The organism is Paracoccus sp. SMMA_5_TC (assembly GCF_009696685.2).
Lineage (GTDB): Bacteria > Pseudomonadota > Alphaproteobacteria > Rhodobacterales > Rhodobacteraceae > Paracoccus.
Window position 1 is genome coordinate 1,751,040 of sequence record NZ_CP102355.1, and the last position, 25,907, is coordinate 1,776,946.

The 25,907-nt window shown below is 66.2% G+C and carries 25 protein-coding genes; 12 read left to right on the forward strand and 13 right to left on the reverse strand.

Features of this window, described 5'->3' with window-relative positions; genetic code table 11:
• Positions 1 to 20: 20 nt before the first annotated feature.
• From purF to GB880_RS09055, 6 genes are all read right to left on the reverse strand, one after another.
• Entirely contained in the window at positions 21 to 1,523 is a 1,503-nt protein-coding gene (gene purF, locus GB880_RS09030; protein WP_154491160.1) for an amidophosphoribosyltransferase, read from the reverse strand.
• Positions 1,524 to 1,652: 129 nt separating this feature from the next.
• Positions 1,653 to 2,279 carry a CvpA family protein gene (locus GB880_RS09035; protein ID WP_154491142.1) on the reverse strand — a complete coding sequence of 209 codons (627 nt, stop codon included), beginning with the start codon at positions 2,277 to 2,279 and terminating at the stop codon, positions 1,653 to 1,655.
• Between the two features lie 42 nt (positions 2,280 to 2,321).
• Positions 2,322 to 3,686 (reverse strand): DNA repair protein RadA, encoded by a 1,365-nt coding sequence (gene radA, locus GB880_RS09040; RefSeq protein ID WP_154491145.1) that lies wholly within the window; start codon positions 3,684 to 3,686, stop codon positions 2,322 to 2,324.
• A gap of 60 nt (positions 3,687 to 3,746) precedes the next feature.
• The gene (locus tag GB880_RS09045; protein ID WP_263467072.1) at positions 3,747 to 4,937 is read right to left on the reverse strand and encodes a UbiH/UbiF family hydroxylase; all 1,191 of its coding nucleotides are present in this window, start codon (positions 4,935 to 4,937) and stop codon (positions 3,747 to 3,749) included.
• A 3-nt stretch (positions 4,938 to 4,940) separates the two neighbouring features.
• Positions 4,941 to 5,141, reverse strand: coding sequence for a hypothetical protein (locus GB880_RS09050; protein ID WP_154491964.1), 201 nt, complete (start codon positions 5,139 to 5,141; stop codon positions 4,941 to 4,943).
• Positions 5,142 to 5,184: 43 nt separating this feature from the next.
• Entirely contained in the window at positions 5,185 to 5,871 is a 687-nt protein-coding gene (locus GB880_RS09055; RefSeq protein ID WP_154491961.1) for a pyrimidine 5'-nucleotidase, read from the reverse strand.
• A 64-nt stretch (positions 5,872 to 5,935) separates the two neighbouring features.
• Here GB880_RS09055 and GB880_RS09060 point away from each other — a divergent pair, with 64 nt between their 5' ends.
• The 3 genes from GB880_RS09060 to GB880_RS09070 are packed head-to-tail and all read left to right on the forward strand — an operon-like array spanning position 5,936 to position 7,855.
• Complete coding sequence (locus tag GB880_RS09060) at positions 5,936 to 6,571, forward strand: GntR family transcriptional regulator (protein WP_154491959.1); 636 nt, start codon at positions 5,936 to 5,938, stop codon at positions 6,569 to 6,571.
• Positions 6,571 to 7,194: a DNA-3-methyladenine glycosylase family protein gene (locus GB880_RS09065; RefSeq protein ID WP_154491956.1), complete on the forward strand. Its 624-nt coding sequence runs from the start codon at positions 6,571 to 6,573 to the stop codon at positions 7,192 to 7,194. The genes GB880_RS09060 and GB880_RS09065 overlap by 1 nt, the downstream gene beginning before the upstream one ends.
• A gap of 10 nt (positions 7,195 to 7,204) precedes the next feature.
• Positions 7,205 to 7,855 (forward strand): alpha/beta hydrolase, encoded by a 651-nt coding sequence (locus tag GB880_RS09070; protein ID WP_154491953.1) that lies wholly within the window; start codon positions 7,205 to 7,207, stop codon positions 7,853 to 7,855.
• Positions 7,856 to 8,075: 220 nt separating this feature from the next.
• On the opposite strand, the gene GB880_RS09075 is transcribed toward GB880_RS09070, so the two are convergent.
• A complete protein-coding gene (locus tag GB880_RS09075; RefSeq protein ID WP_154491950.1) occupies positions 8,076 to 8,495 on the reverse strand; it encodes a VOC family protein in 420 nt (139 codons plus the stop codon).
• 99 nt (positions 8,496 to 8,594) lie between these two features.
• Here GB880_RS09075 and GB880_RS09080 point away from each other — a divergent pair, with 99 nt between their 5' ends.
• From GB880_RS09080 to GB880_RS09090, 3 genes are all read left to right on the forward strand, one after another.
• On the forward strand, positions 8,595 to 8,915 hold the full coding sequence (locus GB880_RS09080) for a DMT family transporter (protein WP_154491948.1): 321 nt from the start codon (positions 8,595 to 8,597) through the stop codon (positions 8,913 to 8,915).
• 126 nt (positions 8,916 to 9,041) lie between these two features.
• Positions 9,042 to 9,638 carry an HNH endonuclease gene (locus GB880_RS09085; RefSeq protein ID WP_154491946.1) on the forward strand — a complete coding sequence of 199 codons (597 nt, stop codon included), beginning with the start codon at positions 9,042 to 9,044 and terminating at the stop codon, positions 9,636 to 9,638.
• Between the two features lie 369 nt (positions 9,639 to 10,007).
• Positions 10,008 to 11,090 (forward strand): PA0069 family radical SAM protein, encoded by a 1,083-nt coding sequence (locus GB880_RS09090; protein WP_154491944.1) that lies wholly within the window; start codon positions 10,008 to 10,010, stop codon positions 11,088 to 11,090.
• Here GB880_RS09090 and bmt read toward each other — a convergent pair.
• Together bmt and trpS are read right to left on the reverse strand one after the other, a co-directional pair.
• Positions 11,082 to 12,050, reverse strand: a complete 969-nt coding sequence (gene bmt, locus GB880_RS09095; RefSeq protein WP_154491942.1) for a betaine--homocysteine S-methyltransferase — start codon at positions 12,048 to 12,050, stop codon at positions 11,082 to 11,084. The genes GB880_RS09090 and bmt overlap by 9 nt on opposite strands.
• A gap of 78 nt (positions 12,051 to 12,128) precedes the next feature.
• Positions 12,129 to 13,148, reverse strand: coding sequence for a tryptophan--tRNA ligase (gene trpS, locus GB880_RS09100; protein WP_154491939.1), 1,020 nt, complete (start codon positions 13,146 to 13,148; stop codon positions 12,129 to 12,131).
• Between the two features lie 85 nt (positions 13,149 to 13,233).
• Here trpS and GB880_RS09105 point away from each other — a divergent pair, with 85 nt between their 5' ends.
• Positions 13,234 to 13,950, forward strand: coding sequence for a rhomboid family intramembrane serine protease (locus GB880_RS09105; RefSeq protein ID WP_154491936.1), 717 nt, complete (start codon positions 13,234 to 13,236; stop codon positions 13,948 to 13,950).
• Here the strand turns inward: GB880_RS09105 and murJ are convergent.
• From murJ to GB880_RS09120, 3 genes are read right to left on the reverse strand one after another with little or no spacing between them, the layout of a single operon-like run.
• Positions 13,941 to 15,485, reverse strand: a complete 1,545-nt coding sequence (gene murJ / locus GB880_RS09110; RefSeq protein ID WP_263467075.1) for a murein biosynthesis integral membrane protein MurJ — start codon at positions 15,483 to 15,485, stop codon at positions 13,941 to 13,943. The two genes, GB880_RS09105 and murJ, sit on opposite strands and share 10 nt — an antisense overlap.
• A gap of 19 nt (positions 15,486 to 15,504) precedes the next feature.
• Positions 15,505 to 18,315, reverse strand: coding sequence for a [protein-PII] uridylyltransferase (locus GB880_RS09115; protein ID WP_154491933.1), 2,811 nt, complete (start codon positions 18,313 to 18,315; stop codon positions 15,505 to 15,507).
• A gap of 3 nt (positions 18,316 to 18,318) precedes the next feature.
• Positions 18,319 to 19,515 (reverse strand): penicillin-binding protein activator, encoded by a 1,197-nt coding sequence (locus GB880_RS09120; protein ID WP_154491930.1) that lies wholly within the window; start codon positions 19,513 to 19,515, stop codon positions 18,319 to 18,321.
• A 96-nt stretch (positions 19,516 to 19,611) separates the two neighbouring features.
• On the opposite strand from GB880_RS09120, the gene rsmI reads away from it, so the two are divergent.
• The 3 genes from rsmI (at position 19,612) to gshB (ending at position 21,939) form a co-directional block, all read left to right on the forward strand.
• On the forward strand, positions 19,612 to 20,511 hold the full coding sequence (gene rsmI / locus GB880_RS09125; protein ID WP_154491927.1) for a 16S rRNA (cytidine(1402)-2'-O)-methyltransferase: 900 nt from the start codon (positions 19,612 to 19,614) through the stop codon (positions 20,509 to 20,511).
• An 86-nt stretch (positions 20,512 to 20,597) separates the two neighbouring features.
• A complete protein-coding gene (locus GB880_RS09130; RefSeq protein ID WP_154491976.1) occupies positions 20,598 to 20,921 on the forward strand; it encodes a YraN family protein in 324 nt (107 codons plus the stop codon).
• Between the two features lie 67 nt (positions 20,922 to 20,988).
• Positions 20,989 to 21,939, forward strand: coding sequence for a glutathione synthase (gene gshB / locus GB880_RS09135; RefSeq protein WP_154491924.1), 951 nt, complete (start codon positions 20,989 to 20,991; stop codon positions 21,937 to 21,939).
• Here the strand turns inward: gshB and GB880_RS09140 are convergent, their stop codons facing one another.
• On the reverse strand, positions 21,940 to 23,454 hold the full coding sequence (locus GB880_RS09140; RefSeq protein ID WP_154491921.1) for a YifB family Mg chelatase-like AAA ATPase: 1,515 nt from the start codon (positions 23,452 to 23,454) through the stop codon (positions 21,940 to 21,942).
• A gap of 129 nt (positions 23,455 to 23,583) precedes the next feature.
• Between GB880_RS09140 and coaBC the strand changes: the two genes are divergently transcribed.
• A complete protein-coding gene (gene coaBC / locus GB880_RS09145; RefSeq protein ID WP_263467076.1) occupies positions 23,584 to 24,843 on the forward strand; it encodes a bifunctional phosphopantothenoylcysteine decarboxylase/phosphopantothenate--cysteine ligase CoaBC in 1,260 nt (419 codons plus the stop codon).
• The gene (locus GB880_RS09150; protein WP_154491918.1) at positions 24,840 to 25,907 is read left to right on the forward strand and encodes a cysteine desulfurase family protein; all 1,068 of its coding nucleotides are present in this window, start codon (positions 24,840 to 24,842) and stop codon (positions 25,905 to 25,907) included. The genes coaBC and GB880_RS09150 overlap by 4 nt, the downstream gene beginning before the upstream one ends.

Here is a 25,907-nt window from a genome sequence, read left to right on the forward strand (position 1 = left end):
CCAGCCGCCGGGCGCCGCGCCTATTCGGCGGCGTGGCCGGTGACGGTCGGATGCGCAGGTTTGTCCGGCGATTTCATGCGGAAGCCGCGTTCCAGCTGATCGAAGGGCGCCACCGGATATTCGCCCGAAAAGCAGGCGTCGCAATATTGCGGGCAGGACTTGTCGCGGCCCTTGGCCTCGCCCACGGCGCGGTAAAGCCCGTCCAGCGACACGAAGGCGAGGCTGTCGACGCCGATCCATTCGCGCATTTCATCCTCGGTCATCTGGGCGGCAAGCAGCTTTTCGCGATCAGGTGTATCGACGCCATAAAAGCACGGCCAAGCCGTCGGCGGCGAGGCGATGCGGAAATGCACTTCGGCCGCGCCGGCGTCCAGGATCATGTCCTTGATCTTGCGCGATGTGGTGCCGCGCACCACCGAGTCGTCGACCAGCACCACGCGCTTGCCGGCCACCAGCGCCCGGTTCACGTTCAGCTTCAGCCGCACACCCATGTTGCGGATCTGTTCGGTCGGTTCGATGAAGGTGCGGCCCATGTATTGGTTGCGGATGATGCCCATGCCGAAGGGGATGCCGCTTTCATGGGCATAGCCGATGGCGGCGGGGGTGCCGCTGTCGGGCACCGGGCAGACCAGATCGGCCTCGACCGGGGCCTCGCGCGCCAGTTCCACCCCGATCTGGCGGCGGGTTTCATAGACCGAACGCCCGCCGATGATCGAATCGGGCCGCGAGAAATAGACATGTTCAAAGATGCAGAACCGCCCCTTTGACGGGCCGAAGGGGCGCGAGCTTTCCACCTCTCCCTTCGAGATGACGACCATCTCGCCCGGTTCGATCTCGCGGATGAACTCGGCGCCGATGATGTCGAGCGCGCAGGTTTCCGAGGACAGGACAAAGCCTTCCTCGCCGATCCGTCCCAGAACCAGCGGCCGCACGCCCAATGGATCACGCACGCCGATCAGCTTGGTGCGGGTCATGGCGATGACCGAGAACGCCCCTTCGATGCGGCGCAGGGCATCCTTCATCCGTTCAGGGATGTTGCGCTGGATCGAGCGCGCCATCAGGTGGATAATGCATTCGGAATCGGAGCTGGACTGGAAGATCGAGCCCCGCTCGATCAGTTCCCGGCGCAGGGCCATGGCATTGGTGATGTTGCCGTTATGGGCGACGGCGCACCCGCCCATGGCGAATTCGCCGAAGAACGGCTGCACATCCCGGATGGCGGTCGCGGCCTTGGTGCCGGCGGTGGAATAGCGGACATGGCCGATCGCCAGCGAGCCGGGCAGGGTTTCCATCAGGCTCTGTTTGGTGAAATTGTCGCGCACATAGCCGAAACGATGGGCGCTGTTGAATCCCTGTTCGGCATCATGGCTGATGATGCCGCCCGCCTCTTGACCGCGGTGCTGCAGCGCGTGCAGGCCCAGGGCAACGAAGTTGGCGGCATCCGACACCCCGATCACGCCGAACACCCCGCATTCCTCGTGCAGGCGGTCGTCATCGAAGGGATGGGCAAGGAAAGGCTGCATCATCACCGAACTCTTGTGGCTATCCCGGGCTTGGGGCTTTCAGGCTTTGCCCAATCTAGGGCTTTGGGCGGTCAGAGTCACGCCCCGGGTCGCGGGGCGTGGAACAATCTCAACTTTGCCGCGCTGCGGTCAGTTGCCGGCCGGCGGAGCGGACGGGCTGACCGGCTCGGCCGGCGGAGCGGACGGGCTGACCGGCTGGGCCGGCGCCATGCAGCCGCGCACCAGCTGCTCATAGCGGCTGACCACCCAACCGGGCGCGTCCTGGGGGATCTGCTGGTCCATCTGACCGCGCATCCGCTCGAACACCTGTGCCGAACGCGAGTTTTCCACCATCGGCACCGGCTGGGCCGCCATCACCCGATCATAGACGATGAAAGCCACCGCGACCAGCAGGATGCCGCGCGCGACGCCGAACAGGAACCCCATGCCCTGATCGACCCCGCCCAGTGCCGAGCGCTGCACGACAGATGAAAACAGCGGCGTGATGATGGAAAACACCACCAGCGCCAAGGCAAAGACCACCGCAAAGGCGGCAATCGTGGCCAGTTCGCAGCTGTCGGCCAGAAACTTGTTCAGCCCCGGAACCTGCGACACCATCGGTCGCACGGTCGGGGCAAAGATGAATGCCAGCACAGCCGCGCCGATCCAGCCCAGGATCGCCAGCGATTCGCGCACGAAGCCGCGCGCATAGGCCAGGATCGCCGACAGGATGATGACCGCCGCGACGATACCGTCGATGATGGTGAAACCGTCCATAATCACGCCCTTTCGCGGTCTTGGCCGCGCTTTTGGGGAAGTTCATCCGGCACCGAATGTCTCGCCCACGAAACTCGTCAGATCCGGAACGCGGTCCATCTGCATCCCGGTCATGCCTTCGACCTTGGCGGCCGCGGGCAGGATCGCACGTGAAAAACCAAGTTTCTGCGCCTCTTTCAACCTGTTTTCGGCCTGTGCCACCGGCCGCAGCGCCCCCGACAGGCTGATTTCGCCGAAAAGCACGCAATCGGCGGGCAGCGCCACATCCTCGCGCGCGCTCAGCAAGGCTGCGGCGATGGCCAGATCGGCGGCGGGTTCGTTCACCCGCATCCCGCCGGCGACATTCAGGAAAACGTCCAGCCCGGCGAAGGGAATGGCGCAGCGCGCCTCGAGCACGGCAAGAATGGTCGAGACCCGTCCCGAATCAAGCCCCACCACCGTGCGGCGCGGGCTGGCCAGGGTCGAGGGCGCGACCAGTGCCTGCACCTCGGTCAGGACCGGGCGCGTGCCCTCGATGCCGGCGAAAACGGCCGAGCCGGGGCTTGGTTCGCCGCGTTCGGACAGGAAAAGCGCCGAGGGGTTGGCGACCTCGGCCAAGCCGCCGCCGGTCATCTCGAACACGCCGATTTCGTCGGCCGGCCCGAAGCGGTTCTTGTGGGCGCGCAGGATGCGGAACTGATGGCCGCGCTCGCCCTCGAAATACAGCACCGTGTCGACCATGTGCTCGACCACGCGCGGGCCGGCGATCTGGCCCTCCTTGGTGACATGGCCGACCAGGATGACGGCGGTGCCGCGCCGCTTGGCAAAGGTGGTCAGTTCGTGGGCGGCGGCGCGCACCTGGCTGACCGATCCGGGCGCGGCCTCGATCTGGTCCGACCACAGGGTCTGGATCGAATCGATTACCGCCACATCGGGACCTTCCGCGTCCAGCGTGGTCAGGATGTCGCGCAGCGCCGTTTCCGCGCCCAGCCGCACCGGCGCGTCGCCCAACCCAAGCCGCTGCGCCCGCATGCGCACCTGGGCGCTGGCCTCTTCGCCGGAAATGTAGATCGCGCTGGTGCCGTTGCGGGCAAAGGCGGCCGCGGCCTGCAGCAGCAGCGTGGACTTGCCGATGCCGGGATCGCCCCCGACCAGCACCGCCGAGCCGGGGACCAGCCCGCCCCCCAGCACCCGGTCCAGTTCCGCCATGCCCGAGACGGCCCGCGGGGGTGGGGTTTCCTGCGTTGCCAGATCGCTCAGCGCGACGCGCTTGCCCTTCAGCGTGCCCAGGCCGCGGCCAGGGCCCTGGGACAGGGGCGCTTCCTCGATGATGGTGTTCCAGGCACCGCAGGCGTCGCAGCGGCCGGCCCATTTGCGATGGGCGGCGCCGCAGGCGGTGCAGGTGAATGCGGTGATCGCTTTGGCCATGCCGCCTTGTGGCAGATTGCGCGCGGCGATGCCATGCCCCCCGTTGGACGCCGGGGCGGGTCAGGCCATGCCCAGCCCCGCCCGCATCAGCAGCCGCCGGACCGGCGCGGCGGCATAAAGGCCGCCCAGGGCGGCGGCGCGCAGGTCGCGCAGCGGCCGGGCCGACATCATGCTGGCGCGGTTCAGCGCGTCGATGCCCAGCAATCGGGCCAGCGCCTCGGGGCGACGGCGGCGGTCATAGCGCTGCAGGGAGGCCGCCTCGCCCGGACGGTCCGCGGACAGCTCCAGCAGGCAGGCCAGATCCGCCAGGCTCATGTTCAGCCCTTGCGCGCCGATGGGCGGCACCACATGCGCTGCCTCGGCGATCAGGGCGCAGCGCGGGCCGCTGAAACGGTCGGCGATCTGGCTGATGATCGGCCATTCGGTCAGCCGCGTCGCCAGGGTCAGATGCCCCAGCACCCCGGCCGAGCGGCGGTTCAATTCGGCCTCGAACTCGGGGGCGGGCAGGGCGCGCAGGCGCGCGGTTTCGGCGCCGCGTTCCATCCACACCACGGCCGAGGAAGGCCGCCCGTCACGGTCGGGCAGCGGCACCAGCGTGAACGGGCCGCCGCTGCGATGGATTTCGGTCGAGACATTGTCATGCGGGCGGTCGTGGGTGACGGCAAAGGCCAGCGCCTTCTGGCCATAGCGAAGCGTGCGGGTGCCGATCCCCAGCGCCTGGCGCACGGCCGAGTTGCGCCCGTCGGCCCCGATCACCAGCCGGGCGCTGATGCGGCTGCCATCGGTCAGACTGACCAGGGCCTCCGAATCGCGCGCCAGCAACGTGGCGGTGCCGGTGCCGGGCAGGAAGCGGACATTCTGCAACGATTGCAGCCGCGCGGTGATTTCGCGCTTCAACAGCCAGTTCGGCAGGTTCCAGCCAAAGGGCTGATCCGAAATCTCGGATGCGTCGAAATCGCGTGTCAGCCGTGCCTGGGGTTGTCGCCCGCCGGCATCGATGATGCGCATGATCTGCAAGGGGGTGGCATGGGGCGCCAGACGGTCCCACAGCCCTGCCGAGGCCAGCACCGCGATGGACGGGTGCAGGAAGGCGGTGCTGCGCAGGTCCGAGCCCTCGGCCGCTTCATCGGTGACAGGCGGCGCAGGGTCCACGCAGATCACGCTGTGGCCGGCGCTGCCGAAGGCAGCCGCGGCAATCAGCCCGGCGATGCCGCCGCCGGAAACCAGGACATCCGTTTCGTCCGTCTGCATCGGCTAGAAGCCGGCCGCATAGGCCGCCAGCATCCCGAACACCAGCACGGTGGCAGCCAATCCCAGGATGGCCAGCCCCGGCAGCCCCCAAAGCACAACCGCAACCACGGCAAGAACGATCACCAGCAGCGCGAACATGAACAGGTTGCGGGCGGTGCGGGCCTCGCTGCGGGCCTGGGCAGAGTTCTCGGCGGCTTGGGCCATCGGCGCGATCCTTCTGAGCGGTGGGTGGCTAAGGTTTTTCGGATCAGATTGTAGCGCCCCGCGCATTTCCGGCAAGATCGCGCAGAAAGGCGGTCAGGTCGGCTGTGCGATGATGGACATGCGGGCCGTGGGCGTGGTCCTGGGCCAGAACATCGGGCCCATGCCGACCGGCCCCGACAAGAATCGTTGTCATTCCAAGGCGATAGGGTTCGACCAGATTGCGCGGATCATCCTCGAACATGGCGGCGGTCGCCGGGTCGAAGCCTTCGGCCGCCAGGACTGCGGCATAAGCGCGCGGGTCGGGCTTGGGGTGGAAACCCAGGCTGTCGATGCCGTGGATGCTGTCGAACACCATCAGCCCGCGGTGGCGCAGCACTTGCGCGGCATAGGCGCAGTCGCCGTTGGTGTGGATGATCTTGCGTCCGGGCAGCGCAGCGATCAGCGCCGCCAGTTCCGGGTCCGGGGTCAGCGCGGAAAAGTCGATGTCATGGACATCGCGCAGATAGGGCATCGGATCGACGCCATGTTCCTGCATCAAGCCTGACAGGGTGGTGCCGTGCTGGCGCCAGTAGTGCTGGCGCAGATGCCGCGCCTCGTCCGCGCTGACGCCAAGTTCGCGCATCACATAGTCGGTCATGCGCTGTTCGATCTGGGCAAACAGGCGCACCTCGGGCGGGTAAAGCGTGTTGTCCAGATCGAAGATCCAGGTGGTGACGCGCGAGAAATCCATGCGGTTTCCTAAACCGCCTCGCCGCCCCTTGCAATCGCCGCCGCAACTGCGGATCGTGCGGCGCATGAAAGACGCATATTCGCTGATCCTGTCCGCCATCGACAACGGCATCTATCGCCCCGGCGACCGTCTGGTCGAATCCGAACTGGCCGAACGTTTCGGCGTTTCGCGCACCCCCGTGCGCGAGGCGCTGCAACGGCTGGAAACCCAGTCGATGCTCAAGCGCGACGGTCGCAGCCTGATCGTGGCCACCCTGGATCACAACCAGCTGGCCGAGCTTTACACCGTGCGCGCCGAGCTCGAGGCGCTGGCCGCGCGCCTGGCCGCCCTGCACGCGACGCCCGAAGAGGTGCGGGTGCTGGCGGGCATGGTTGCGGACGACCGCGCCATGCTGGGCGATCCGCAGGCGCTGGCGCGCGCCAATCGCCGCTTTCACCATCAGATCCACCTGGCGTCGCACAACAGATATCTTGTGCAACAGCTTGATCTTGTTCATCGCAGCATGGCGCTTATGGCGCGCACGACCCTGGCTGCCAAGGGGCGTGACGCGGTCACCCTGGACGAACATCAGGCGATTGTTGATGCGATTGCTGCGCGCGATGGCGCCGCGGCCGAACAGGCACTGCGTCATCACATCTCGATGGCGTTTGAGACGCGGCTCAAGGAAGAAGCCCGGATCGCCGACGAAAGCCAACGCTGATGAGACTGATCGTCACCCCGCAGGACATCGAGCAAGGGGCGGCGCATCTGATCGAGGTCTGTCCCGTCTGGGCGCGCGAACTGCCAGCGCTGATGCCCTTGCCGTTGCGACGCTGGCAACCTGGTTTTGCTGCCCTGCGCGATGCCGTGATCTCGCAACAGATTTCGGTGCAGGCGGCGGCTGCGATCTTGTCGCGGCTGACCGCGGCCGGGCTGGATACCGAGGAGGGGCTTGTGGCCGCAGACGACGATGCCTTGCGCGCCGCCGGTCTGTCGCGTCCCAAACAGCGCTATCTTCGGGCAATAGCGGCCGCCGGAGTGGACTGGCAGGGGCTGGAGCGGCTGCCTGACGACGAGGTTGTCGCTCAGCTGACCGCGCTTCCCGGGATCGGGCGCTGGACTGCGGAAATTTATCTGAAATTCGCGCTGGGTCGCGCAGATGCCTTTGCTGCGGGCGATCTGGCGCTGGCCGAGGCCGCGCGGTTGCTTTACGGCCTGCCGCATCGGCCGGACCCGACGGAACTGACGGCGCTGGCCGAGCCCTGGCGACCCTGGCGTGCCGTTGCGGCGCGGGCGCTGTGGGCCTATTACCGGGTGGCAAAAGGGCGCGAGGGCGTCCGCTAAGGGGAGATTCATGCTGCGCAAACTGACTTCCGCTCGAAAAGGGCCTGCCAAGGCCGATTCCGTCGTCATCTTTCTGCATGGATACGGCGCTGACGGCGCTGACCTTCTGGGACTGGCCGATCCGCTGGCACCGCACCTGCCCAATACCGCCTTCCACGCGCCCAATGCGCCTGAACCCTGTGTGAACAACCCGATGGGTTATCAATGGTTTCCGATCCCATGGATGGACGGATCCAGCGAGGAACAGGCCCGGGCCTCGGCCAGTCAATCCTTTGCCGACATCAATGCCTTTGTTGACGACGTTCTTGAAAAGGAAGGCGTTGCGCCGCGCAGGTTGGTGCTGGTGGGATTTTCGCAAGGCACCATGATGGCGCTGGCCGTCGCACCCCAGCGGCCCGAGGAAATCGGCGGCGTCGTCGGCTTTTCGGGTCGATTGCTGGATCCAGACGCTGTGGGCCAGGTGCGCAGCAAGCCGCCGGTGCTGTTGATTCACGGCGATCAGGATCCGGTGGTGCCCTTTGAAAGCATGGACATCGCGGGCAAGGCCCTGCAGCAGGCCGGCTTTACCGTCTATGGCCATGTGATGAAGGGCACCGGTCACGGCATTTCCCCCGATGGCCTGTCCGTTGCGCTGGCCTTTCTCAAGGACCGGTTGGCCTGAACACAGCGAATTGCCGCCGGGTCACTGGCATGGCGGCAATTTCGACCTTGAAGCTGCCGCGCCAGCCCTTACCTTGTAGGGTAGAGACGAGGAGAAAGATCATGACGCTGCTGTTCACAAGTGCCATCGCCCTGATTCCCGTCAGCCTGTTTGCCATGCGGCTCAGCAGGATGCAGCGTCAGGCGGTTCCGGTGCGGGTGCGCGCGCGGCGCTGAGCTGATCAGTCCCAGATCGCCGGATCGGCGATCTCGATCGAATTTCCAGCCGGGTCGCGAAAGTAGATCGACCTGCCGCCTTGGGGCCAGGTGAAATCGGCCTCGATCTCGATACCGCAGGATTGCAGATGATCGCGCCAGGCCGGCAGGCTGGCCGGATCGGCGGCCATGCAGAAATGGCCCGGGCCTTTGGCCCCGTGCGGCGGCACCGGCAGGCGGCTGTCGGGTCTTGGTGGTTGCCGGGTCGCCTGCGCACAGAACACCAGCAGCACCTGCGCGCCGCAGCGAAAGAACACGTGTCGCCCGGGCACATGCGCGATCTGTTCCAGCCCGATCACATTTCTCCAGAAATCTGCGGCGGCCTGCAGGTCGCTGGCGTAAAGGGCTGATTCCAGGGTGCCGATGACAGGGGGTGGTTGCCGCATGGCAACCATCCTGCCACCTATCCGCGCCAACGGCCAGCTTTCCTTGACCCTCGCCGGGGTTGAGGCCAGCCTGTGCCCACAAGGAAAGGAGCGTTGAGCATGGCGTGGGTCTATCTGGGTCTGGCGGGGTTGCTTGAGGTCATATGGGCATTTGCCATGAAGCAGTCGGCCGGGTTCACCCGCCCGCTGGCGACCACGGTGACCATCATCGGCATGGTCGCCAGCGTCTGGTTCCTGTCCTTGTCGATGAAGGTGCTGCCACTGGGCACGGCCTATGTGATCTGGACCGGTATCGGCGCGGTGGGGGCCTTTGTGCTGGGCATCATGTTTCTTGGCGAATCGGCAGACATGCTGCGTCTGCTTGCGGCGGCGCTGATCATCGTCGGGCTGGTGCTGATGAAGATCGCTTCGCCGCATTGATTGTCACCGCGCTGTCACGGCGGGCTGCTATCGGGGGCATATATTCGGGGACTTGTCAGACAATGACCGCGATATATAGTCACAGTCAGCCCGATGCGGGCGACGACAAGACGGGGCGACCGGCCTATGCTTGACGAACACGGCGATTTCAGAACCCAATTCGTGCGCGAGCCCTCGGCCCTGCGCCATCACCCGGCCTTGGTGCTGAACGCTGATTTTCGCCCGCTGAGCTATTTCCCGCTGTCGCTTTGGCCCTGGCAAGAGGCGATCAAGGCGGTGTTCCTGGAGCGGGTGCAGATCATCGCCGAATACGACGAAAGGGTGCACAGTCAAAGGCACAGCATGCGCATCCCTTCGGTCGTGGTGCTGAAGGATTACGTAAAACCCCAGAAGCGCGTGGCCTTCACGCGCTTCAATCTTTTTCTGCGGGACGAATTCTGCTGCCAGTATTGCGGCGCCCGTGGCGACCTGACCTTCGATCACGTGGTGCCGCGATCGCGTGGCGGGGTGACCAGCTGGGAAAACGTGGTCGCAGCCTGTTCGCCCTGCAACCTGAAAAAGGCCAACAAGTCGCTGCGCGCCTCTGGCATGCATCTGCGCAGATCCCCTCGACGCCCCACACCCGCCGAGATGCACGCTGTCGGCCGGCGCTTTCCCCCCAACTATCTGCACGAAAGCTGGATGGATTTCCTGTATTGGGACACCGAGCTGAGCGCCGACTGACGGGCCAGCATGTCGCGGTGGGCAAGGCAATCCCCCTGCCTTGGCGTGGGTGGATAGCCCGTGTTTCATGGACGATTGCGGGGCGGTCACCCTGGCAGGCGCGGCCTGCCACATCTGGCTACGGCGATGAGTCCGCGCAAGCGACCCGACCTGCCTGAAGAACCAGGGTTTACCGGCGCCAACTGCGGCCTGCGCACAGACCGCGAGCAGACCACGGCGGCGGACAGATGCGGTTGCTTCCGGTCCGGCAAGTTCACGAGGAACATGGGCAAGGCGTCGCGTCTGTGCTGACGCCGATGCACAGATCGATGGGGCGGTTATCGGCGGCGTCGGCTTTCAAATGTTCATGTAATGTTCTAAGCTGTCCGCATGACCGACCTGCATCGCGACCCCGACGAAATTCTGCGCGCGCGTGGCGCCGATTCGCGACCGGCAGCCCGGTTCGAGCCGCTGACCCGCGCGCGCGAGTCTGACGGCTGGGACATGGTCGAGGACGGCCGTCTTGTGCAGACCGAGATCGCCCGCGAACAGGCGCGCTCGATCATCAGTCGCAACGATTCCCCCGACATCCCATTCGACCGTTCCGTCAATCCCTATCGCGGCTGCGAGCACGGTTGCATCTATTGCTTTGCCCGTCCCAGCCACGCCTATCTGGGCCTGTCGCCGGGGCTGGATTTTGAAACCCGTATCATCGCCAAGCCGAATGCGGCAGAGCTGCTGGCGCGCGAAATCGGCCGGCGCGGCTATGCGGTCGCGCCCATCGCCTTCGGCACCAATACCGACCCCTATCAACCGGCGGAATCGCGGCTGGGCATCATGCGCGCCTGTCTTGAGGTGCTGCGCGACTGGAACCATCCGCTGAGCCTTGTGACCCGTGGCGCCACCGTCATGCGTGATGTCGATATCCTCGGCCAGATGGCGGCGCGCTCGCAGGTGACCGTGGGCATCTCGATCACCACGCTGGACAGCGATCTTGCCCGCGCAATGGAGCCGCGCGCCCCGACCCCCGCGACACGGCTGCGCATGATCGCCGTGTTGGCCCGGGCGGGCGTGCCGGTGCGGGTGATGGTCGCGCCGATGATCCCGGTGCTGACGGCCCATGAACTTGAACGGATCATGCAGGCGGCTGCCGATGCCGGCGCCCGCAGCGCCAGCATGATCCCCCTGCGCCTGCCGCTGGAGGTAGCGCCGCTGTTTCGGGACTGGCTGGAACGCCATCACCCCGGCAAGGCTGCGCATGTGATGGCACAGATCCAGGCAATTCGCGGCGGCCGCGACAACGATCCCCGCTTCGGCAGCCGGATGCGGGGCGAGGGGCCGCATGCAGACCTGCTGCATCAGCGCTTTCGCCTGGCGCGTCGGCGTCTGGGGCTCGACGCCCCGGCCGAGGTGCTGGATTGCAGCCGCTTTGGCCCGCCGCCGCGGAGCGGCGACCAGCTGTCGCTATTCTGATGGATCGGCCGCGGCCATGGCCTGGGCGATGCGGGTCGAAATCGTTTCGGTCGTGGGGCGGGGCGCGCGGGGCGTGGCCAGCATGGCCTCGCGCATGGCGGCAAGATGCGCCGGCGTGGTGCCGCAGCAGCCGCCGATGATCCGCACCCCCATGTCCCGCGCCAGCACCGCGAACTCGGCCATCACCGCCGGGGTCGCGTCATAGATCAGCCCCCCATCCTGATATCGCGGCACCCCGGCATTGGGCTTGGCGATCAACGGTCGTTCGTTGCCTGATGCGGCAAAGCCTGTCAGCGCCAGCAGCAGCTCTGCCGGCCCGGTGCCGCAATTGGCGCCATAGGCAAGCGGCGGATTGGGCAGACGGTCCACGAAAGCCGCCAGTTGCGGCGGCGTGACACCCATCATGCTGCGACCACCAGGCTCGAAGCTCATCATCCCGCACCAGGGCATCTGCACGGCCTGGGCGGCGCGGGCGGCGGCACGCAGTTCCTCGAGCGCGCTTATCGTCTCGATCCACAACAGATCGGCGCCGCCGTCCTTCAGTGCCTGCGCCTGTTCGACAAACATTGCGGTTGCCTCGGCCTCGGTCAGCCGGCCGACCGGGGTCATGATTTCGCCGATGGGGCCGACAGAGCCCGCAACCACGACCGCGCGACCGGATTCGGCCGCCGCCTCGCGGGCCAGGCGGGCGGCGGCGCGGTTCAGGTCGGCCACGCGCCCCTCGGCCCGGGCCAGACGCAAGCGGCTGGCATTGGCGCCGAAGCTGTTGGTCAGGATCAGGTCGGCGCCTGCGGCGATCATCTGGCGATGCAATTCGCGCACCCGCTCGGGGTGGGATTCGCACCACAGGTCGGGGGGCTGGCCCGGCGCCAGACCCATGTTGTAAAGATTGGTGCCGGTCGCGCCATCGGCCAGAAGCCAGGGGCGCTCGCCAAGCATCCGCGAAAGCTGGTCAGGCATGATCGTTCCCGTTCCGAAGCCGGCCGCCGGGGCTGTCTGCTGCCCCAGCCTAGCATGTTTGCGCTGCTGCGTCCGCGCCTAGCGTGAGCGGATCATCCCCATGATTTCCTTGGTGCGCTCGACGATAGGGGCGGCGATGGCCTGGGCCTGATCGGCGCCGCGCCCAAGGATACGGTCGATTTCGGCCGGATCGGCCATGAATTCGTTCATCCGTCGGGTGATCGGGGCCAGGCTGGCGACCGCGACCTCGGCCAGCGCGGGTTTGAAGCTGGCAAAGCCCTGTCCCTCGAAACGGGCAAGAACCTGATCGGCGGTCATGCCGGCCAGCGCGGCATAGATATTGACCAGATTTCGCGCCTCGGGGCGGTCCTTGAGGCCCTCCATGCTGCCGGGCAGCGGATCGGCGTCGGTGCGCGCCTTGCGGATCTTTTGCGCAATGGCGTCGGCGTCGTCGGTCAGGTTGATGCGGCTGGCATCCGAGGGGTCGGATTTCGACATCTTCTTCGAGCCGTCGCGCAGCGACATCACCCGCGTCGCGGTGCCCTCGATCAGCGGCTCGGTGATCGGGAAGAAGTCCTGGCCGTAATCATGGTTGAACTTGGCCGCGATGTCGCGGGTCAGTTCCAGGTGCTGCTTCTGGTCCTCGCCCACCGGCACGGCGGTGGCATGATAGGCCAGGATGTCGGCGGCCATCAGCGACGGATAGGCCAGCAGCCCCAGCGAGGAGTTTTCGCTGTTCTTGCCGGCCTTGTCCTTGAACTGGGTCATCCGATACATCCAGCCGACCCGCGCCACGGTATTGAACAACCACGCCAGTTCGGCATGTTGGCTGACCTGGCTTTGATTGAACAGGATCGATACTTCGGGATCCACGCCGGCGGCCATGAAGGCTGCGGTGACCTCGCGCGTGTTGTGGCGCAGCTTTTCCGGGTCTTGCCAGACGGTGATCGCATGCAGGTCGACGACGCAATAAATCGTTTCAGCGCCGGTGCCCTGATAGTCGGCAAAGCGTTTCAGGGCGCCCAGATAGTTGCCCAGCGTCAACCCGCCCGAGGGCTGGATGCCGGAAAAGATACGCTTGGCGAAGCTCGTGGTCATGGCACTACCTGCTTGGAAAATCCCGGTCGCTGGCTTACCCCTTGGCCCGTCCGGGCGCAACCGCCCAACCAGCAAAGGAGGAAAGATGCGACCCGGTTTCGATGAATCGCCGCTGAACCCGTTGCCCGCCGTCATCTGGGCATTGGCCTTGCCCATGATCGCGACCGAAGCGGTGTTCGGACTGGGCCAGCTGGGCTTTGTCGGCGGGGGTGGCGGGCAGGGGGCGGGGCTGGCGATGCGCCAGATCGCGGTGGAACGTACCGCCTATTTCCCCGAACTGCTGCTGCGTCTGTGGCAGATGGGGGCGCTGGTCCTGGACCAGAGCTGGCGCATCCTCACCTACTCCTTCGTGCATCTGTCGCTGACCCATGCGCTGTTCGTGATCGTGTTCACCCTGGCGCTGGGCAACCTGATTGCGCAGCAGTTCCGGCCCTGGGCGGTGGTGGCGCTGTTTCTGGGTTCGGCGATCGGGGGCGCGTTGATCTATACACTGGTGGCGGGATTGCTGCCGCAATTCCGGTTCCAGCCGCTGATCGGCGGCTATCCGGCGGTTTACGGCTTTGTCGGCGCCTTTACCTTCCTGCTGTGGGCGCGGCTGGGGCAGCAGAACGCCAATCGCCTGCGCGCCTTCAGCCTGATCGGCATGCTTCTGGCCTTTCAACTGGTGTTCGGCATCCTGTTTCAGGACGGCAGCCTGACCTGGATCGCCGAGGTGGCGGGCTTTGGCTGCGGGTTTCTGCTATCGTTCGTGCTGGTGCCGGGCGGGATCGGCCGCGTCATGCGTCAGATCCGTCAACGCTGACGGCGCAGGCCGCTGCGCAGATCCTGGCGGTTGATGGCGCCCAGCAGGATGGCGGCCAGTCCGTAACTGGCCATGCCGCCCAGAACCAGCGCCGTCAGCGCCAGATAGCGCAGCCCCGGTTGCTGCAGCGCGTCGGACAGCACCAGCTTCAGCCCCAGGATCACCACCCCCATCACCACGGATGCCGCGACGATGCGCGGCAGCCGGCGACGCAATCGGGCATCCAGCGCCGCCGCCTCGCCATAGGCGCGGGTGCCGTGCCAAAGCTGTGCGGCCATGGTCCAGCCGGCGATGGTGGTGCCCCAGGCCGCGGCGGAAAAGCCGATCAGCGGTGACAGCCCCAGGGCCACCACGGCATTCACCACCATCGACCACAGCGCAAAGCGGAACGGCTGGCGGGTATCCTCGCGCGCGAAATACAGCGGTTGCAGCACCTTTTGCAGCACGAATGCCGGCAACCCCAGCCCATAGATCGCCAGCGCCAGCGCCGTCGGGCCGACATCGGATTCCAGAAATGCCCCGCGCCGGAACAGCACCGAAATAAGCGGATAGGAGGCCACCATCAGCGCCACCGCCGCCGGCACGGTCAGAAACAGCGCAAATTCCGCCGCCCGGTTATAGGCGTGCCGTCCACCGTCGGTGTCGCCCGCCTTCAGCCGGCGCGAGATGTCGGGCAGCAACACGATGCCGATGGCGATGCCGACCACGCCGAGGGGCAGCTGGTAAAGCCGGTCGGCGTTGGTCAGCCAGGCGATGGCGCCGTCGAAGAAGGATCCGACCTGCCGGCCCACCAGCAGGTTCACCTGCACCACACCGCCCGCCAGCACCGCCGGCGCCGCCACCGCCAGCAGCCGGCGCATGTCGGGCGACAGCCGGGGGCGGCGCAGGCGCAGGGGAAAGCCCATGCGCTTGGCCGCCCACCAGACCGTGGCGAACTGGGCGATGCCGGAAATCGGCGTCGACCAGGCCATGGCCAGACCCATGTCCCAGCCCAGCCAGTCTGCCAGCAGCATCGCCGCGATCAGGATGAAGTTCATCAGCACCGGCGCGGCAGCAGAGGCGACAAAGCGCCCCCCCGCGTTCAGCAGCCCCGACAGCAGCGCCGTCAGCGAGATGAACAGGATATAGGGAAAACAGATGCGGCCATAGATCACCGCCAGGTCAAAGCGTTCGTCACCGCGAAAGCCGGCCGCCATTGCCAGCACCAGCCAGGGCATGGCCAGATGCGCGATCAGCGACACCACCAGCACCACGCTGAACAACCCGGCAAAGGCCTCTTCGGCGAAGCCGCGCGGGTTCTCGCCCGATTCCAGCCGCTTGGAAAACATCGGCACGAAAGCGGTGTTGAAGGCGCCCTCGGCAAAGAAGCGGCGGAACATGTTGGGCAGGGTGAAGGCCACGATATAGGCTTGCGCCACCGGGCCGGTGCCCAGATAGGCGGCGATCATCACGTCGCGGACAAAGCCGACGATGCGGCTGGCCAAAGTCCAGGCCCCGACCGAGAGGAAGCCCCGGATTAAGCGGATGGGTTGCATGTATGGTCCTGTCTGTCCCTCAGAACGTCACGCCGCGCGGGCGTTCGGCCTTTTCGGCGCGTTCGAATCCGTCCTTGATCGCCTGTCGCAGCTTCTTTTCCAAGGCCTCGCGGCGTGCGGGCTGGTGCAGCTTCAGACCGAACATGTCCTTGACATAGAAGGTATCGACGACCTGCGCGCCAAAGGTGGCGATGACCGCACTGGCGATCTGGATGTGATTGTCGGCCAGGGTGCGCGTCAAATCGTAAAGCAGGCCGGGCCGGTCGCGGGTGTCGACCTCGATCACGGTGTAGACGTCGGAACCTTCGTTGTCGAAGGTGATATGGGTGGGAAAGCGAAACGCCGCATCGCGCTTGCGTGGTTTGTCGCGGTCGGCCAGCGCGTCGCGGGCCACGATTTCGCCCTTGAGCGTGCGTTCGATCATCTTGCGCAGACGCGGCAGGCGTTCGACGTCATAGGGGTGGCCGTCGGCGTCCTGAAGCCAGAACACCGCCGTGGCGAAGCCGTCCTTGGTGGTATAGGTGCGGGCATCGACGATGTTTGCCCCCACCAGCGCCAGCGCCCCGGCCAGGCGCGAAAAGATGCCGGGGTGATCGGCCAGCACGAAGGCCGCGCGCGTCGCGTCGCGGTCGGTGTCGGGATGCAGGTCGATGCGGATTTCGTCATCGCCCAGCCCGGCCAGCATTTCGGCAAAGACATATTGCGTTTCTGTGGGCAGCCCCGGCCAGTAGGCGTCGTAATGGCGCGCCAGCTCTGCCTTGATGGCGCGGGCTTCCCATTTCTTGGCGCTCAGCAGATGGCGCAGCGATCGCTTGGCCTCGCCGATGCGTTTTTCGCGGTTCAGTTCCTCAAGCCCGTTGCTGAGCGCCAGCTTGGTTTCCTGGTGCAGCTTGCGCAGCAACATCGCCTTCCAGTTGTTCCAGGTGCCGGGACCGACGCCGCGAATGTCGCAGACGGTCAGCACCAGCAACATGTCCAGCCGCCGCGTCGTCTTGACCGCCTTGGCAAAGTCGCGCAGCGTCCGCGGATCGGCGATGTCGCGCTTCTGCGCCACGTCTGACATCAGCAGATGATTGCGGATCAGCCATTCGATGGTTTCGATCTCGTCCGCAGGCAGACCGAAGCGGGTGCAGATCCGCCGCGCCAGCCGCGCCCCAAGGATCGAATGATCCTCGCTGCGGCCCTTGCCGATATCATGCAGCAGCACTGCCAGGTAGATCACCCGACGGTTCACCTTGCCCTTCATGATCTTGCTGACCACGGGCAGGTCTTCGGCATCGTCCCCGCGTTCGATGGCCGCAAGGGCGGCCACGCATTGGATCAGGTGCTCGTCGACGGTGTAATGATGATAGACGTTGAACTGCATCATCGCCACCACCGGCGCGAATTCCGGGATGAAGGCGGCCAGCACTCCCAGTTCGTTCATGCGCCGCAGCGAGCGCTCGGGATTTCCGTGCTTCAGCAGCAGGTCCAGAAAGATGCGCACCGCCTCGGGGTCGGATCGCACCCGGTCGTCGATCATCCTGAGGTTTGCCGCCACGGCGCGCATGGCGTCGGGATGGATCAGGATGCCGGTGCGCAACGCCTCTTCGAACAGGCGCAGGATGTTCAGCGGATCGGACAGGAACGCGGTTTCGTCGGCATAGTTCAGCCGGCCGCGATCGACGCGAAAGCCCGCGCGCACCCGGCGGCGCCGCTGGAACAGGATGTTCATGATCGGCGCCTTGTAGAGGTGCCGCGCCTCGAGTGCGACCAAGAACACCCGCGTCAGTTCCCCCACGCGGGTGGCGTGCAGGAAATAGTCCTGCATGAAGATCTCGACCGCCCGCCGCCCGCCCTGATCGCGATAATTCATGCGCTGGGCGACCTCGACCTGCATGTCGAAGGTCAGCTGGTCCATCGGCCGGCCCGCGATCAGGTGCAGATGGCAACGCACGGCCCACAGGAAATCCTCGGCCTGCCAGAAGGTCAGGTGTTCTTCTCGGGTAAAGAAACCCAGGTCCACCAGTTCCACCGCCCGGTCAACGCGATGGATGTATTTGGCGATCCAGTAGAGCGTCTGCAGGTCGCGCAGCCCGCCCTTGCCTTCCTTGACATTGGGTTCCAGAACATAGCGCTGGCCGCCCTGGCGGCGGTGACGTTCGGCCCGCTCGGCCAGCTTGGCCTCGATGAATTCCGGCACGGTATGGTCGAAAAGCTCGCTCCACAGCCGGTCGCGCAGGGTTTCAGCGGTGGCGGCATGGCCGCAGATCAGCCGATGTTCCAGCAGGCTGGTGCGGATGGTGATGTCGCCCGCGCCCAGCCGCAGGCAGTCATCGACCGAACGCGTGGCCTGGCCCACCTTAAGCTTCAGATCCCACAACATGTAGAGCATGGATTCGATGACGCTTTCGGCCCAGCCGCTGACCTTCCACGGGGTCAGGAACAGCAGGTCGACATCCGAATGCGGTGCCATTTCCGCCCGGCCGTAGCCGCCGATGGCCAGAACTGCCAGCCGCTCGGCGTCGGTGGGCGTGGTCTGGCGGTGCAGGATGGTGGTCGCGACGTGATGGATCGCCCCGACCGTGGCATCGGTCAGGCTGGCCACGGCGCGCACGGTTTCGCGGGCCGCGCGCGGGTGGCTCATGAAGCCTGCGGCCAGATCGGCCATGGCCTCGGCCCGCGCCCTGGACAGGATTTCCACGGTGCGGGCACGAATGGCGCGGTGGTCGCTCAGCCCCGTCAGGGCCTGTTCCAATCCCGGCAGAAAGCTGTCCAGCGAAAACAGCGCATTGGCCCCGGGCAGGGCCGGGGCGCTCTGCGGCAGCGGGTCTGGGGCGGGATTCGTCAAGTCCTAGAACCCGAAACCGCCGAAGCTGCGCGGCGCGGGATCGACAATCACCACCTGATTGTTGCGCACCGTCGCCACGGCCAGGGCGCGTTCGTTGGTGCCGTCGCGGTTCAGCCGGAAAGCGCCGTTGACGCCGGCAAAGCCCGCGCGCTGGGTCAGGCCGGTGGTGGTCAGCGCATTGCGCTTGCCCGCGCGGACCAATGCGGCGATGGCGGCCACCCCGTCATAGGCCAGCGGGCCCAGATCGTGCGGCGTTTCGCCATAGGCCGAGCGGTAGCGCTGATCGAACTGCCCACGCAGCGCCGTGTCCGGAAGGGCAAACCACCCGCCCTGCACACCCCGCAGCTGCAACCGGGCAGCCGGCTGGTCCCAGCGCGTCAGTCCCATCATCTGCACCCGCGCCGAGGTCACGCCCGCGTCAGCCAACTTGTCGGTCAGATAGGGCAGCACCGCGCCCTGGTTGGCGGTCATGAACACGGCATCGACATTGCCCGACAAAGCCGCTTGCGCAACATTGGGCACCACGCCGTCGATGCCGGTTTTCGACACCGGATGAACGGCGCTTCCCGCCAGGGTCGCGCCATTGGCTGCGATCGCGCGCTGGATGGCACGCGCGCCCACCTGCCCGGCGGTATCATCCTCGGCCACGGTCAGGATCCGCCGCTTGCCGTTCTGGACCGCATATCGCACCAGGCGGTTTGCCACATTGTCGAATGTGTTACCCAGCACAAAGACATTGCCGCCGGCGATGTCGGGGTTGTTGGAAAACGACAGCACGTTGATGCCACGCGGTGCCATGGCGTTGCCGACGGCATTTGCACTGTCGGCAAACAGCGGCCCCAGGATGATCTTGGCGCCCTCATCCGCAGCAAGATTGGCCTGGGCGACCGCGACGCCGGGGTCTGAGCCCGCATTATAGACCCGCAGGTCGATGCGGGCGCCCTGAGCGTCAGCGGCGGCCATGCGGGCGGAATTGGTCAGCGACCGTGCCAGCCAGTCCAGGTCGGAATTGCCACCCGGCACGAGCAGGGCGACCGGCACCGGCTGGGCGGGGTCGATCACCTGCCCGGTCTGCGGGCCCGACGCGCCCATCTCGACCGGTTCGCAGGCGGCAAGCGTCAGTGCGGCGACGACGGCTCCGATTCGCGCGAAGGGGCGGCGCAGACCGAAGGCGCCGAGGATCGTTTTCTGGACGGTCATGGCGTGATTCCCTGTGGATCGAGGCTGGGGGTTGGTCCGGGCAGGTTATTGGCATATTCCGGGCGTGGCAACGAGGGCAGCACAGGAAAGGCGATCATGGATCACAGCGAGATTTCCCCCGCCCGCCCGCTGTCCATGCGCGTCGAGGCAGAGCGCATCGAGCCGGCCCTGTATCTGGTCGCCACCCCCATCGGCGCAGCCCGCGACATCACCCTGCGGGCGCTGGACGTGCTGAATACTGCCGATCTGCTGGCGGCCGAGGACACGCGCACCCTGCGCCATCTGATGGATATTCACGGCATTCCGCTGCGCGGCAGGCGCATCGTCGCCTATCACGATCACAACGCCGACCGTCAACGCCCGCTGATCCTGAACGCACTGGCAGAAGGCGGCGCCGTGGCCTATGCCTCGGATGCCGGCACGCCGCTGGTGGCCGATCCCGGCTATCGTCTTGCACGCGACGCGGCAGAGGCAGGGTTTGCGGTGCGGGCGCTGCCCGGCGCATCGGCGGCACTGGCGGCGCTGTCGGTTTCAGGCCTGCCCAGCGATCGCTTCCTGTTCGTGGGTTTTCCGCCGACCGCCGCCGGCGCCCGCCGCAGCTGGATCGACAGCTGGCGCAAGACCGACGCCACGGTGATCGTATTCGAAAGTCCCCGCCGCGTTAAGCAACTGTTGGAAAATATCTGCGAAACTGAGCCGAATCGCCCTACGGTGATTTGTCGGGAACTGACCAAGAAATTCGAAGAGGTGCGGCGGGGAACTGCGGCAGAACTGATGGACACGATCCCAGAGGCGGGGCTGAGGGGCGAGGTTGTGGTGCTGTTCGGTCATCCTCAGGCCGAAATCATCAGCGACGACATGCTGCGCGCGGATCTGGCCGATCTGCTGGCCCGCATGCCGGTCAAGGCGGCGGCTGCCGAACTTGCCAACCGCCACGGATTGCCCAGGCGCGACATCTATGCCCTGGCCTTGAGCATGCGGAAGGATGAGCATTGAAACATCAGCGCATCGATCATGGTTTGCCGGTCGGGCCTGGCGCGTCGGAGATCTGGCGCGGCAGCATCGCCAATTCCGCCGGCCGCATGGCCGAAGAATCCGTCGCCCGCCATTATGCCAGCCTGGGCTACCGCGTGGTTGCCGAACGCTGGCGGGGTCAGGCGGGCGAAATCGACCTGATCGTGCAACGCGGCGGCGAATATGTCTTTGTCGAGGTCAAGAAGGCGCGGCGTCACGATTTGGCCGCCCTGCGCCTGGGACACGCACAAATGCGGCGGATCTGTGCGGCTGCGCAGGAATATTGCGGCTGCCTGCCCCAAGGCTTGGCCACGCCGATGCGCCTGGACGCTGCACTGGTCGATGACCTGGGGCGCGTCGAGGTGATCGAGAATGCATTCGGCGGCTGCTAGGTCGCGACGCTTGCAATATCCCCCCTGCGGTGAAAAAACGAACCGGATCTAGCCCGGAGCAAGCTGCATGAGCCTGAACGTCGCCCTTCAGATGGATCCGATCGAACATGTTTCGATCACCGGTGACAGCACCTTTCGCATCGGGCTGGAGGCCCAGTCGCGGGGCCATCGGCTTTTCCAGTATACGCCCGACCGGCTGAGTTATCGCGAAGGCCGCCTGATTGCCGTTGGCCGATCCGTCACCCTGCGCCGCGAACAGGGCAATCACGTCAGCTTCGGGGATTGGGAGGAGCGCGACCTGGCCTCGTTCGACGTGGTCTGGCTGCGCCAGGATCCGCCCTTTGACATGGGATATATCACCAACACCCACCTGCTAGAACGGGTGCATCCGGAAACGCTGGTGGTCAATGACCCGTTCTGGGTGCGCAATTGCCCTGAAAAGCTGCTGGTGCTGGATTTCCCCGATCTGACCCCGGCCACGCTGATCACGCGCGACATCGCCCAGATCCGCGACTTTCGCCAGCGTCACGGCGACATCATCGTCAAGCCGCTTTACGGCAACGGCGGCGCGGGTGTGTTCCACCTGCGCCCCGACGATCCCAACCTGTCGTCGTTGCTGGAAACCTTTCTCGGCTTCAGCAACGAGCCGGTCATCGTGCAGAAATACCTGCCTGCGGTGGTCAAGGGCGACAAGCGCATCATCCTGGTCGATGGCGAACCGGTCGGGGCGATCAACCGCGTGCCTGCCCAGGGCGAGGCGCGGTCGAACATGCATGTGGGCGGGCGGGCCGAAAAGATCGGCCTGACCGAGCGCGAGCGTGAAATCTGTGCCCGCCTGGCCCCGACGCTGAAGGAAAAGGGTCTGCTGTTTACCGGCATAGACGTCATTGACGGCTGGCTGACGGAAATCAACGTCACTTCGCCCACCGGCATCCAGGAGCTGGAACGGTTTGACGGCACCAACGCCGCCGAGCTGATCTGGCAGGCGATCGAGACGCGCCGCGGCCAACGCAGCTGATCATTCCATCCGTGCGGCCGTGATCCGGAACGAAATCGCCTCGGCCAGATGGGGTTGGCGAATTTGGTCAGACCCATCCAGATCGGCGATGGTGCGCGCGGCCCGCAGGATCCGGTGATAGCCGCGCGGCGTCAGCCCCAACCGGTCGGAAACCCGGGCCAGCAGTGCCTGACATTCGCCGTCAAGCGGCGCGATTTCGTCGAGCAGGCGGCCGGTGGCTTCGGCGTTCACCCGCACCCGGGGATGATCCGCAAAGCGGCGCGTCTGGATGTTGCGGGCGGCCTGCACGCGCGCTGCCACCTCGGCCGAGGTTTCGCCGCGGGCGGGCATCTGCATTTCCTCAAGGCTGATCTGCGGCACCTCGATGCGCATGTCGAAGCGGTCCATCATCGGTCCCGAAATGCGACCCATGTAATCGGCGCCGCAGACCGGCGCCTTGGAGCAGGCCCTTGCCGGATCGATCAGATAGCCGCAGCGACAGGGGTTGGCGGCCGCGACCAGCAGGAAGCGGGCGGGATAGCGCACATGGGCATTGGCGCGCGAAACGTGGATTTCGCCGGTTTCGATGGGCTCGCGCAGGGCATCGATCACGCGCCGCTCGAACTCGGGCAATTCGTCCAGAAACAACACGCCATTATGCGCCAGGCTGACCAGTCCCGGGCGTGCGTTGCGGCCACCACCGATGATCGCGGCGGGGGAAGCGCTGTGATGGGGCTGGCAAAACGGTGCCTGACGCGAAATGCTGCCATTCTTCAGCTGTCCGGCGACCGAGTGGATGACCGATGTTTCCAGCGCCTCTTGCGGCGTCAATTGCGGCAGGATGCCGGGCAGGCGGCGGGCCAGCATGGTCTTGGTGGCGCCGGGTGGGCCGACCATCAGCAGGTGGTGGCGTCCGGCCGCAGCGATCTCGATAGCGCGGCGGGCGCGTTCCTGGCCCTTGACCTCGGCCAGATCCTCGAATCCTTCGGTGACTTCGGCTGCACCGGGCGTGGCGCGGGGCAGGGGTGCGCGGTCGGTCAGATGATCGATGGCGGCGCGCAGACTGCGTGGCGCAAAGACGGGTGTAGCCTCGACCCATGCGGCCTCGGGGCCGCAGGCGTAAGGCACCATCAGGGCCCGTTCCTCGGCCGCGGCTGTCAGTGCGGCGGGCAGCGCCCCCGGCACAGGCGCCAGACGCCCGTCCAGTGCCAGCTCGCCCAGGGCGACCACACCGTCAACCGCGTCGGCCGGGACGATGTCCAATGCTGCCAGGATGGCCAAGGCGATCGGCAGGTCGAAATGCGAGCCCTCTTTGGGCAGATCGGCCGGCGCAAGATTGATGGTGATGCGGCGCGCCGGCATGGCGATGGCCAGCGCGGCGAAGGCGGCCTTGATGCGTTCGCGCGCTTCGCTGACCGCCTTGTCCGGCAGTCCGACGATGCCGAAACCCGGAAGGCCCGGCGCAACCGAGCATTGCACCTCGACCAGCCGAGCCTCGACCCCCTCGAAGGCCACGCTATGGGCGATTGCGGCCATGGTCTCCTCATGCTTGTCGCGAACTGGTTAACGACGCAGGCTTAAGGAAAGGTTAACGCCGCAGCCTTGCTTGTTCCGGGACGCGGTTCGGCCTATGTCGGGAACAGGATCCGGCCAGGGGGTGCGACAATGCTGGGCAGCCGCATATTGTTGATCGTTGGGGGGGGTATTGCCGCCTTCAAGGTGCCGGAGCTGATCCGCATGCTGCGTCGCGAAGGCGCCAGCGTTGTCCCGGTTCTGACCGAGGCGGGGGCGCAGTTCGTCACGCCGCTGACCCTGTCTGCCCTGGCCGAGGCGCCCTGTCACAGCGCGCTGTTCGATCTGACGCGCGAATCGGAAATGGGGCATATCCAGCTGTCACGCGCGGCCGATCTGGTGGTTGTGGCACCGGCAACTGCCGATCTGATGGCGCGGATGGCGGCGGGTATGGCGAACGATCTGGCCTCGACCCTGCTGCTGGCCACCGACAAGCCGGTATTGATCGCGCCTGCGATGAACGTGCGCATGTGGCAGCACCCGGCCACGCAGCGCAATCTGGAATTGCTCGAGGCCGATGGCATCAGCCTGGTCGGCCCGGATGAAGGCGACATGGCCTGTGGGGAATACGGGCCCGGACGCATGGCAGAACCCGATGTCATCCTGCAGGCGATCCGCGCGGCCCTGGGCAAGACAGGGCCGCTGCGCCTGCCGCCCGAGGCGGCCGTGCTGCCGCCCAGACGGCTGAGCGGACGCCACGTCATCGTCACCTCGGGGCCGACGCACGAGCCGATCGACCCCGTCCGCTACATCGCCAATCGGTCCAGCGGGGCACAGGGCACCGCAATCGCCGAGGCGCTTCGTGATCTTGGCGCGCAGGTGACCTTTGTCACCGGCCCGGCCGAGGTGCCACCCCCGACAGGCGTCGATGTGGTGGCCGTGGAAACCGCGCGCCAGATGCATGAAGCGGTCGAACGCGCCCTGCCGGCGGATGCGGCGGTCATGGCCGCGGCGGTGGCCGATTGGCATGTCGCCAATGCGCGCAGCGGCAAGATCAAGAAGGACGGGCACGGCAGCCTGCCGCAGCTGCAATTTGCCGAAAATCCCGACATCCTGGCCTGGATCAGCCAGCTGGATCACGGCCGGCCCGACCTGGTGGTGGGGTTTGCTGCCGAAACCGATGACGTGATCGCCAATGCCACGCGCAAAAGGCTGCGCAAGGGCTGCGATTGGATCGTGGCCAATGATGTCAGCCCGGCGACCGGCATTATGGGCGGGTCCGAAAATGCGATCACGCTGATCACCCCCGACGGCAGCGAAAGCTGGCCACGGCTGGGCAAATCCGAGGTGGCGCGGCGTCTGGCCGACCGGATCGCCCAGGCCCTGGCCCCCGGGGACGAGGATGACGCATGAGCCGGGTCTATCTGGACTGGAACGCCACCGCCCCCCTGCGCCCCGAGGCCCGCGCAGCGATGCTGGATGCCAGCGACATCGTCGGCAACCCTTCCTCGATCCACGCCGAGGGCCGCGCCGCCAAGGCCGCGCTTGAGCGCGCGCGCGAGCAGATCGCATCGGCGCTGGGCGCCGAAGGCGCAGACGTGATCTTCACCTCGGGTGCGACCGAGGCCGCCGCACTGGCCTTGCAGGAACGGGGTCTGGCCTGTTCGGGCGTGGAACATCCCGCCGTGCTGGCATGGTGTGCGACCGCGTTGCCAACGGATGCGCAGGGCCAGGTCGCGGTGCCTGAGCCTGCCGCGGCCACGCTGCAACTGGCAAATTCCGAAACCGGCGTCCTGCAAGATCTGCCGCAAGGTCTGGCGGTCAGCGACCTGACCCAGGCATTCGGAAAGATTCCGTTTTCCTTCAACTGGCTGGGTGTGGACGCCGGATTTGTGTCCGCCCACAAGCTGGGCGGCCCGCGCGGCGTTGGGGCGCTGATCCTGCGGCGCGGAACCGAGATCGAGGCACGGCTGAAAGGCGGCGGCCAGGAACAGGGCCGCCGGGCCGGAACCGAGAATTTGATCGGCATCATGGGCTTTGCCGCCGCCGCGCAGGCGGCCCAGAATGATCTGGATCAAGAAATCTGGGAAAAAGTATCGGAAATTCGCGATTCGCTGATGCGAACACTGGAATCCGGGACGGAAATGGTTACATTCCCGGGGCGCGAATCCCGCCGCCTGCCCAATACGCTGTGCATCCTGACCCCGGGATGGCGTGGCGAGACGCAGGTGATGCAGATGGATCTGGCCGGCTTTGCGATTTCGGCAGGCTCGGCCTGCTCGTCCGGCAAGGTAAGGCCAAGTTCGGTGCTGACGGCCATGGGAATCGCGGCGGAAAGGGCGGGCGATGCGATCCGCGTCTCGATCGGTCCGACAACGGACCCTCGGGACGTTGCGCGTTTTGCCGATGCCTGGCTGGCGGCCCATCACCGCTGGCGGCAACGGAACGATCAGCGGGCGACCGCAGGAAGGGTTTGA

Coding starts and splice junctions, on each gene's coding strand:
- purF (WP_154491160.1), bottom strand. CDS start 1,523: ATGCAGCCTTTCCTTGCCCATCCCTTCGATGACGACCGCCTGCACGAG.
- GB880_RS09035 (WP_154491142.1), bottom strand. CDS start 2,279: ATGGACGGTTTCACCATCATCGACGGTATCGTCGCGGCGGTCATCATC.
- radA (WP_154491145.1), bottom strand. CDS start 3,686: ATGGCCAAAGCGATCACCGCATTCACCTGCACCGCCTGCGGCGCCGCC.
- GB880_RS09045 (WP_263467072.1), bottom strand. CDS start 4,937: ATGCAGACGGACGAAACGGATGTCCTGGTTTCCGGCGGCGGCATCGCC.
- GB880_RS09050 (WP_154491964.1), bottom strand. CDS start 5,141: ATGGCCCAAGCCGCCGAGAACTCTGCCCAGGCCCGCAGCGAGGCCCGC.
- GB880_RS09055 (WP_154491961.1), bottom strand. CDS start 5,871: ATGGATTTCTCGCGCGTCACCACCTGGATCTTCGATCTGGACAACACG.
- GB880_RS09060 (WP_154491959.1), top strand. CDS start 5,936: ATGAAAGACGCATATTCGCTGATCCTGTCCGCCATCGACAACGGCATC.
- GB880_RS09065 (WP_154491956.1), top strand. CDS start 6,571: ATGAGACTGATCGTCACCCCGCAGGACATCGAGCAAGGGGCGGCGCAT.
- GB880_RS09070 (WP_154491953.1), top strand. CDS start 7,205: ATGCTGCGCAAACTGACTTCCGCTCGAAAAGGGCCTGCCAAGGCCGAT.
- GB880_RS09075 (WP_154491950.1), bottom strand. CDS start 8,495: ATGCGGCAACCACCCCCTGTCATCGGCACCCTGGAATCAGCCCTTTAC.
- GB880_RS09080 (WP_154491948.1), top strand. CDS start 8,595: ATGGCGTGGGTCTATCTGGGTCTGGCGGGGTTGCTTGAGGTCATATGG.
- GB880_RS09085 (WP_154491946.1), top strand. CDS start 9,042: ATGCTTGACGAACACGGCGATTTCAGAACCCAATTCGTGCGCGAGCCC.
- GB880_RS09090 (WP_154491944.1), top strand. CDS start 10,008: ATGACCGACCTGCATCGCGACCCCGACGAAATTCTGCGCGCGCGTGGC.
- bmt (WP_154491942.1), bottom strand. CDS start 12,050: ATGCCTGACCAGCTTTCGCGGATGCTTGGCGAGCGCCCCTGGCTTCTG.
- trpS (WP_154491939.1), bottom strand. CDS start 13,148: ATGACCACGAGCTTCGCCAAGCGTATCTTTTCCGGCATCCAGCCCTCG.
- GB880_RS09105 (WP_154491936.1), top strand. CDS start 13,234: ATGCGACCCGGTTTCGATGAATCGCCGCTGAACCCGTTGCCCGCCGTC.
- murJ (WP_263467075.1), bottom strand. CDS start 15,485: ATGCAACCCATCCGCTTAATCCGGGGCTTCCTCTCGGTCGGGGCCTGG.
- GB880_RS09120 (WP_154491930.1), bottom strand. CDS start 19,515: ATGACCGTCCAGAAAACGATCCTCGGCGCCTTCGGTCTGCGCCGCCCC.
- rsmI (WP_154491927.1), top strand. CDS start 19,612: ATGGATCACAGCGAGATTTCCCCCGCCCGCCCGCTGTCCATGCGCGTC.
- GB880_RS09130 (WP_154491976.1), top strand. CDS start 20,598: ATGGCCGAAGAATCCGTCGCCCGCCATTATGCCAGCCTGGGCTACCGC.
- gshB (WP_154491924.1), top strand. CDS start 20,989: ATGAGCCTGAACGTCGCCCTTCAGATGGATCCGATCGAACATGTTTCG.
- GB880_RS09140 (WP_154491921.1), bottom strand. CDS start 23,454: ATGGCCGCAATCGCCCATAGCGTGGCCTTCGAGGGGGTCGAGGCTCGG.
- coaBC (WP_263467076.1), top strand. CDS start 23,584: ATGCTGGGCAGCCGCATATTGTTGATCGTTGGGGGGGGTATTGCCGCC.
- GB880_RS09150 (WP_154491918.1), top strand. CDS start 24,840: ATGAGCCGGGTCTATCTGGACTGGAACGCCACCGCCCCCCTGCGCCCC.